This is a genomic window from Cypionkella sp. (genome assembly GCF_034376685.1).
Lineage (GTDB): Bacteria > Pseudomonadota > Alphaproteobacteria > Rhodobacterales > Rhodobacteraceae > Cypionkella.
Genome location: NZ_JAXMJJ010000020.1, coordinates 47,131 through 53,988 on the forward strand (window position 1 = coordinate 47,131; position 6,858 = coordinate 53,988).

A 6,858-nucleotide genomic window follows, 5' to 3' on the forward strand; every position below is an offset into this window, starting at 1 on the left:
CACAATTTCACATTGGTCCAAATACTCAGACCGGAATCCTAGAATTCCGGTTAGCCGGAGGCGCATGTCAGCCCCAACCGCCCTCGCCCAAAGCCTGCCGCCCCGCCAAAGGACAAAGCCATGACCAACCCCACCGTCCGCGAGATCTTCGACAGCATGGCATATGGCCCCGCCCCCGAAAGCAATGCCGAGGTGCTGGCTTGGCTTTCCAAACACAAGGCCTTCGGTCACTGGATCGACGGCGCCTTCACCAAACCCGGCGCGACCTTCGAGTCGAAGAACCCCGCCACCGACAAGCCACTGGCCCTGATCACCCAAGGCAGCGCCGCTGATGTCGATGCCGCCGTCAAAGCCGCCCGCAGCGCGCAACCGAAATGGGCCAAGCTTCCTGGCCATGCCCGCGCGAAAGTGCTCTACGCCCTCGCGCGCCTCGTGCAGAAACATTCCCGCCTGCTGGCCGTGCTGGAAACCATGGACAACGGCAAACCGATCCGCGAGTCGCGCGACATCGACATTCCCCTCGTCGCCCGCCACTTCTACTACCACGCCGGCCTCGCGCAACTGATCGACACCGAACTGCCGGGGCAAGAGCCTTTGGGTGTCTGCGGAGCCGTCATCCCGTGGAACTTCCCGCTGCTGATGCTGGCGTGGAAGGTCGCGCCCGCGCTGGCCGCAGGCAATACCGTGGTGCTGAAACCCGCCGAATATACCCCCCTCACAGCCCTGCTATTCGCTGAACTCAGCCGCGAAGCGGGCCTGCCGAAAGGTGTGCTGAACATCGTGACCGGCGATGGCGACACCGGGGCCGCGGTTGTGAACCACGCAGGCGTGAACAAGATCGCCTTCACCGGGTCCACCGCCGTAGGCCGCAAAATTCGCGAAGCCACCGCAGGTTCTGGCAAAGCCCTGACCTTGGAATTGGGCGGCAAATCCCCCTACATCGTGTTCGACGACGCCGATATTGACTCTGCCATCGAAGGCCTCGTCGACGCGATCTGGTTCAACCAAGGCCAAGTCTGCTGCGCCGGATCGCGCCTGCTGATTCAAGAAGGCATCGCCGACCGCTTCTATGAGAAGCTGAAACGCCGGATGGACGGCCTCCGCCTTGGCGACCCCTTGGACAAATGCATCGACGTCGGCGCGATTGTCGATCCGGTGCAACTGGCCACGATCAAAGGCCTCGTTGAAACCAACCAAGACGGCGAAACCTATCACGCCGCTTGCGACGTCCCCGAGGGTTGCTTCTACCCGCCGACCCTGATCACTGGCCTGTCTGCCGCCTCTACGTTGATGCAGGAAGAAATCTTCGGCCCGGTGCTGGTCGCGATGACCTTCCGCACCCCGTCCGAGGCGGTCGAACTGGCCAACAACACCAAATACGGTCTCGCCGCGACGATCTGGAGCGAAAACATCAACCTCGCGCTCGATGTGGCCCCCAAGATCAAGGCGGGCGTGGTCTGGGTCAATGCCACCAACCTGTTCGACGCCGCAGCCGGTTTCGGCGGCGTGCGTGAAAGCGGCTTCGGCCGCGAAGGCGGATGGGAGGGGCTGATTGCCTATCTCAAACCCACCCACACCACCAAACCGCTTAGCCCAGTAAAACCCTTCGAGCCCCCCGCCGTCATCGAAGCCTCCAGCATCGACCGCACCGCCAAACTCTACATCGCGGGCAAGCAAGCCCGCCCCGATGGCGGCTATTCGCAACCGATCTGGTCGCCGAAAGGCAAGCTTTTGGGCCACGCTGGCCTCGGCAACCGCAAAGACATCCGCAACGCGGTCGAAGCCGCCCATGCCGCGAAAGCTTGGGCCAAAACCACCGCCCACACCCGCGCGCAGATCCTTTACTACATCGCCGAAAACCTCTCGGCCCGCGCAGCCGAATTCGCAAACCGCCTGCGCGATCTGACCGGAAAATCCGGCGAAGCCGAGGTTGAAGCCGCCATCGCCCGACTGTTCAGCTATGCCGCTTGGGCCGATAAGTTCGACGGTGCGGTGAAATCGGTGCCCCTGCGCGGCGTCGCCTTGGCGATGAACGAGCCCTGCGGCGTGATCGGCGCGCTCTGCCCCGATGATGCGCCGCTGCTCGGTCTGATCTCAATCATGGCCCCCGCCATCGCGATGGGCAACACCTGCATCCTTGTGCCGTCCGAACCGTTCCCGCTCGCCGCCACTGATTTCTACCAAGTGCTCGACACCTCTGACCTGCCCGCAGGCGTGGTCAATATCGTCACCGGCAGCCATGCTGAACTCGCCAAACCCCTCGCGGGCCACCGCGATATTGATGCGGTGTGGAGCTTCTCGTCCACCAATCTCTCGACGCTGATCGAGAAAGAATCCGCCGGAAACATCAAGCGCACCTGGGTCAACAACGGCCAATCCCGCGACTGGATCACCGAGATTGACGCCCGCACGTTCCTGCGCGCCGCCACCGAGGTAAAAACCATCTGGGTGCCCTTCGGCGAGTGATTGCAGCAGAATCCGAGCCTAAACTCCCGGATTCGCCCCAAATTGTTCACGATGGGCGAAAAATTCCCCCTGATCAGGTGCAAAAACCTGTGGCATACTTGCCGTGTCTTGCGGCAGCCGCAGGCACGCAATCACGCCGAAATGGCGGAAACAGACAAGGGACACATAATGATCAACGAGTTCAAAACCTTCATCATGAAGGGCAATGTGATGGACCTCGCCGTGGGTATCATCATCGGCGCCGCCTTCACCGCCATCGTCAGCAGCCTTGTCGGCGATCTGATCAATCCGATCATCGGCCTGATCCTCGGCGGCGTGAACTTCTCGGACATGTTCATTGACCTCTCCGGCACCAACCCGCCGACCATGGCCGCCGCGAAAGAATCCGGCGCTGCGGTCTTCGCTTATGGCGCCTTCATCACCGCCGTGATCAACTTCCTGATCATCGCCTTCGTGGTGTTCATGCTGGTGAAATCCATGAACAAACTGATGCCGAAAAAGGTCGAAGCGCCTGCCGCACCGGCTGGCCCGACCGAGCTGGACGTGCTGAAAGAAATCCTCGTCGCCGTCAAAAAGTAACACGCGCGGCAAACGCCCATGCAAAAGGCCCCCGCGCACAGCAGGGGCCTTTTCATTGCAGCATCAGCCAAGCAAACCCGGCAGAGCGTTTGGGGCGGGCTCGATGCCCGCCGCGAACGCCCCTGGTTTCAGATCGACAGCGCGTCCAGCCCCGAGATCGTCGGCAGCCCCAAAGCCACACCCACCGCCGTATAGGTCAGCTTGCCCGCATGCACGTTCAGGCCAGCCAGCAGATGCTTGTCCTCGGCACAAGCGCGCTTCCAGCCCTTGTTCGCCAAAGCCAGCATGAACGGCATCGTCGCATTGCCCAAAGCCAGCGTCGAGGTTCGCGCCACCGCCCCCGGCATGTTGGCCACGCAGTAATGCATGATGCCATCAACCTCATAGATCGGGTCTTGGTGCGTGGTGGCCCGGCTGGTTTCAAAACACCCGCCCTGATCAATTGCCACATCGACCAAAGCCGCGCCCGGCTTCAACTCGGCCAGTTGCGCCCGCGAAATCAGCTTTGGAGCAGCCGCACCGGGGATCAAGACCGCGCCGATGATCAGATCGGCCTGCCGCGCCAGCTCAATCGTCGTTGCCGCATCGGCATAACCGCATTTGAACTGGCCACCGAACACATCATCCAGATAGCGCAGCCGGTTCACCGACCGATCCAGCACCGTCACATCCGCGCCCATGCCCGCGCTGATTTTCGCCGCATGGGTGCCCACCACCCCGCCGCCGATCACCAGAACCTTCGCAGGCAACACGCCCGGCACACCGCCCATCAACACGCCGCGCCCGCCGTTGGCCTTCTGCAAGGTCCAAGCGCCAACCTGCGGTGCCAACCGCCCCGCCACTTCCGACATCGGTGCCAGCAGCGGCAAACCGCCGCGATCATCCGTCACCGTCTCATAAGCGATGCAGGTCGCACCCGATGCCAGCAGATCCCGCGTCTGATCCGGGTCCGGGGCCAGATGCAGATAAGTGAACAACACCTGCCCCGGCCGCAACATCGCCCGCTCCACCGCCTGCGGTTCTTTCACCTTCACGATCATATCGGCGGCTGCAAACACCTCTGCCGCCGTGCCAATAATCGCCGCCCCCGCTGCGATGTAATCGCCGTCAGCAAAGCCAGCGCCCACGCCAGCTCCGGTTTCAATCATCACGGCATGACCCGCGAGCACCGCTTCGCGCGCGGCGTTCGGCGTCATGCCGACACGAAATTCTTGCGGTTTGATTTCCTTCGGACATCCGATTTTCATAAGCTCTCTCCCTGATGGACTCCTCGTCCCTGAGACCCAGCTTGAACCCGAACCGTTGCAATTGTTTTGAAACTTTAATGACAGCGCGCGGCCTTCTTGATAGATTCTGCGAAGAACTGCCGCCGATAGAAAGATTTCCACCATGGCCACCGAACTGGACGCCACCGACCGCCGCATCCTGGGTGTGCTGCAAAAAGACGGCCGCATCACCAACGCCGATCTGTCGGAACGGGTAAACCTGTCGCCCTCGGCCTGCCACCGCCGCGTGCAACTGCTAGAGGAAGCCGGTTATATCGACGGCTATGTCGCGCTGTTGAACACCCGCCGTATGGGCAAACCGACCACGGTGTTTGTCGAAATCACCCTGCAAAGCCAAGCCGAAGACCTGCTCGACGCTTTTGAACGCGAAGTCGCCCGCGTGCCCGACATCCTCGAATGTCACCTGATGGCGGGCACCGCCGATTATCTGATCAAGATCATGGCCGAAGATACCGAGGATTTCGCCCGCATCCACCGCCAGCACCTCAGCCGCCTGCCCGGTGTGCGCCAGATGCAATCCAGCTTCGCGTTGCGCACGGTGGTCAAAACCACCGCGCTGGCAGTCTAAGCGGGCACCTCGTCCGCCCAAACCGTGAATTTCTGCAGCACATGCGGGCCAAACGAATGGATCAGCGGCACATCCGCCGCATCCCGGCCATACGCCACCTCAACCCGGCCAATCCGCGGCACATTGTTGCGCGGATCAAAGGTATGCCAGCCGCCATCCAGATAAACCTGCATCCAGGCCGCGAAATCCATCGGCCCGGTGACAGGCACGCCAATATCCGGGATATAACCGTTCACATAGCGCGTCGGGATGTTCATACAGCGGCACAGCGTAATCGCCAGATGCGCGAAATCGCGGCACACCCCGGTGCCCTCTTGCCAGCCCTCATAGGCCGTCCGCGTCACCCGCGCGTTCATATAGTCAAACCGGATATGCCGATGCACATAATCGCAAATCGCCTGCACCTGGGCATGGCCGGGGGCGATATGGCCAAACATATCCCAGGCAATCTGGCTCAGACGATCCGTCTCGCAATAGCGGCTGCCCAGCAGATAGATCAAAACCTCATCCGGCAGTTCCGCCAGCGGCGTTGGCCGCAACCACGGCTGCACAGGGTCGGGCATGCCGCTGACTTCAATCGTGCAATCGCTGCGCAGACTGAACAGCCCCGGCTGCGCCACCATCCGCCGACAGGTATTGCCGAACAGATCGCGATACAGCGTCGTCGGCACCGCAGGCGTCGTCACCATCGCGGACTGCACGCGCAACGACTCACGCAATTCATCGCGCACCGACATCATGCAGATCATCGGTGTTTCCCCAGCACAGGACACGGTGATGTCGTAGCCAAACCTCATAAGCATAGACAGCCCTTTCGCCTTTGATCATCTGAGATAGAACGCCGCCGCAGGCTTTCGGTTGCAGCATCCCGGCGAATAGGCCGTGCCACGGGTGAATAAGCCACGGACGCCCGCATTTCGGGCACTACGCGCGCAGAACAGGCAAAAGAAAAACCCCCGGCCTTGTGGGTCGGGGGTCAATCGGGGTGGGGATCGCTCCCCCAGTGTCGCTAACGTATACGCAACTGGCCTAGGGCTGCGGCGGCGTCCTGCTCAATTTTCGTCGCGCTCGCTGTAATCGGCGATCAGGCGGAGCTTGATGCTGTCGCTCGGTTCGAGCAGCAATTGCGCGCGCGCCAGCCAGCGGTCGCGGTCGTTGATGTCGGGTTCGCCCGCCGTCGCATTTTCGATAAAGCCGTCGCGCTGTTGCCAGACGCCGTCGACGCGTACCGCGGCCTTTTCGCCCAGCGGCGCGTTGACCATGCCGTCGACCCGCCAATAATCATAATTGCCGTAGCTGACCGACCCCTTGGCGCCAAACCCGCTGGGGTCCGGCCCCTTGGTGACGATGTTGATCAGCCCGGCGGTCGAGTTGCGACCGAACAACGTGCCTTGCGGGCCGCGTAGCACTTCGACGCGCTCGATATCGCCCAGCTCGGACAGGCCGACCCCGGTGCGGCTGCGATACACCCCGTCGATGAACAGCCCGACCGACGATTCCAGCCCGGGGTTTTCACCCACCGTGCCGATGCCGCGGATGCGCGCCGAAAAATTGACCTCGCTCGTCGCGCCCGACACCAGCAGCGACGGCGCGACCTGTCCCAGCGCGCGCACGTCGGTCGCGCCGGTCTTTTCCAGCGTCTCGCCGGTGACCGCGGAGACCGCGATCGGGACGTCGGACAGCGCCTCGCTGCGCCGCGTCGCGGTCACGATGATCGTCTCGTCGTTTTGCTGGGCGCCCGGATCCTGCGCCGTGACAGGCACGGCCCACAGGGCGAGGACAATCGGCAGGCCCGCGGCGCAGCTACGCAGCAGGCGGATATGGCGCGAACGGTCTTTCATGGTCATGAGCCCTCCTCCACAGGTGTTTTTCGCGGGAGAGCGTCACGATATTCTATTTGAGCGGCAGCCTATCATGACCGGGCCGCGCCAAGCCAGCGCAAGCCCTTTCCACAGCATA

General features: G+C 62.3%; 6 protein-coding genes. 3 read left to right on the top strand and 3 right to left on the bottom strand.

Translation table 11 applies throughout. The annotated features are described in order from the left end of the window. The first annotated feature begins 120 nt into the window (after positions 1 to 120). Positions 121 to 2,466 (top strand): aldehyde dehydrogenase family protein, encoded by a 2,346-nt coding sequence (locus U1A24_RS04835; RefSeq protein WP_322320844.1) that lies wholly within the window; start codon positions 121 to 123, stop codon positions 2,464 to 2,466. A gap of 168 nt (positions 2,467 to 2,634) precedes the next feature. After that, positions 2,635 to 3,045 (top strand): large conductance mechanosensitive channel protein MscL, encoded by a 411-nt coding sequence (mscL, locus tag U1A24_RS04840; RefSeq protein WP_322320845.1) that lies wholly within the window; start codon positions 2,635 to 2,637, stop codon positions 3,043 to 3,045. A 128-nt stretch (positions 3,046 to 3,173) separates the two neighbouring features. Here mscL and ald read toward each other — a convergent pair whose 3' ends face one another. Beyond that, positions 3,174 to 4,292: an alanine dehydrogenase gene (ald, locus tag U1A24_RS04845; RefSeq protein ID WP_322320846.1), complete on the bottom strand. Its 1,119-nt coding sequence runs from the start codon at positions 4,290 to 4,292 to the stop codon at positions 3,174 to 3,176. Positions 4,293 to 4,434: 142 nt separating this feature from the next. Here ald and U1A24_RS04850 point away from each other — a divergent pair, with 142 nt between their 5' ends. After that, positions 4,435 to 4,899, top strand: a complete 465-nt coding sequence (locus U1A24_RS04850) for an Lrp/AsnC family transcriptional regulator (RefSeq protein ID WP_322320847.1) — start codon at positions 4,435 to 4,437, stop codon at positions 4,897 to 4,899. Here the strand turns inward: U1A24_RS04850 and U1A24_RS04855 are convergent. After that, positions 4,896 to 5,702, bottom strand: a complete 807-nt coding sequence (locus U1A24_RS04855) for a transglutaminase family protein (protein WP_322320848.1) — start codon at positions 5,700 to 5,702, stop codon at positions 4,896 to 4,898. The two genes, U1A24_RS04850 and U1A24_RS04855, sit on opposite strands and share 4 nt — an antisense overlap. A 249-nt stretch (positions 5,703 to 5,951) precedes the next feature. Continuing rightward, on the bottom strand, positions 5,952 to 6,746 hold the full coding sequence (locus U1A24_RS04860; RefSeq protein WP_322320849.1) for a TonB-dependent receptor: 795 nt from the start codon (positions 6,744 to 6,746) through the stop codon (positions 5,952 to 5,954). Positions 6,747 to 6,858 lie beyond the last annotated feature (112 nt).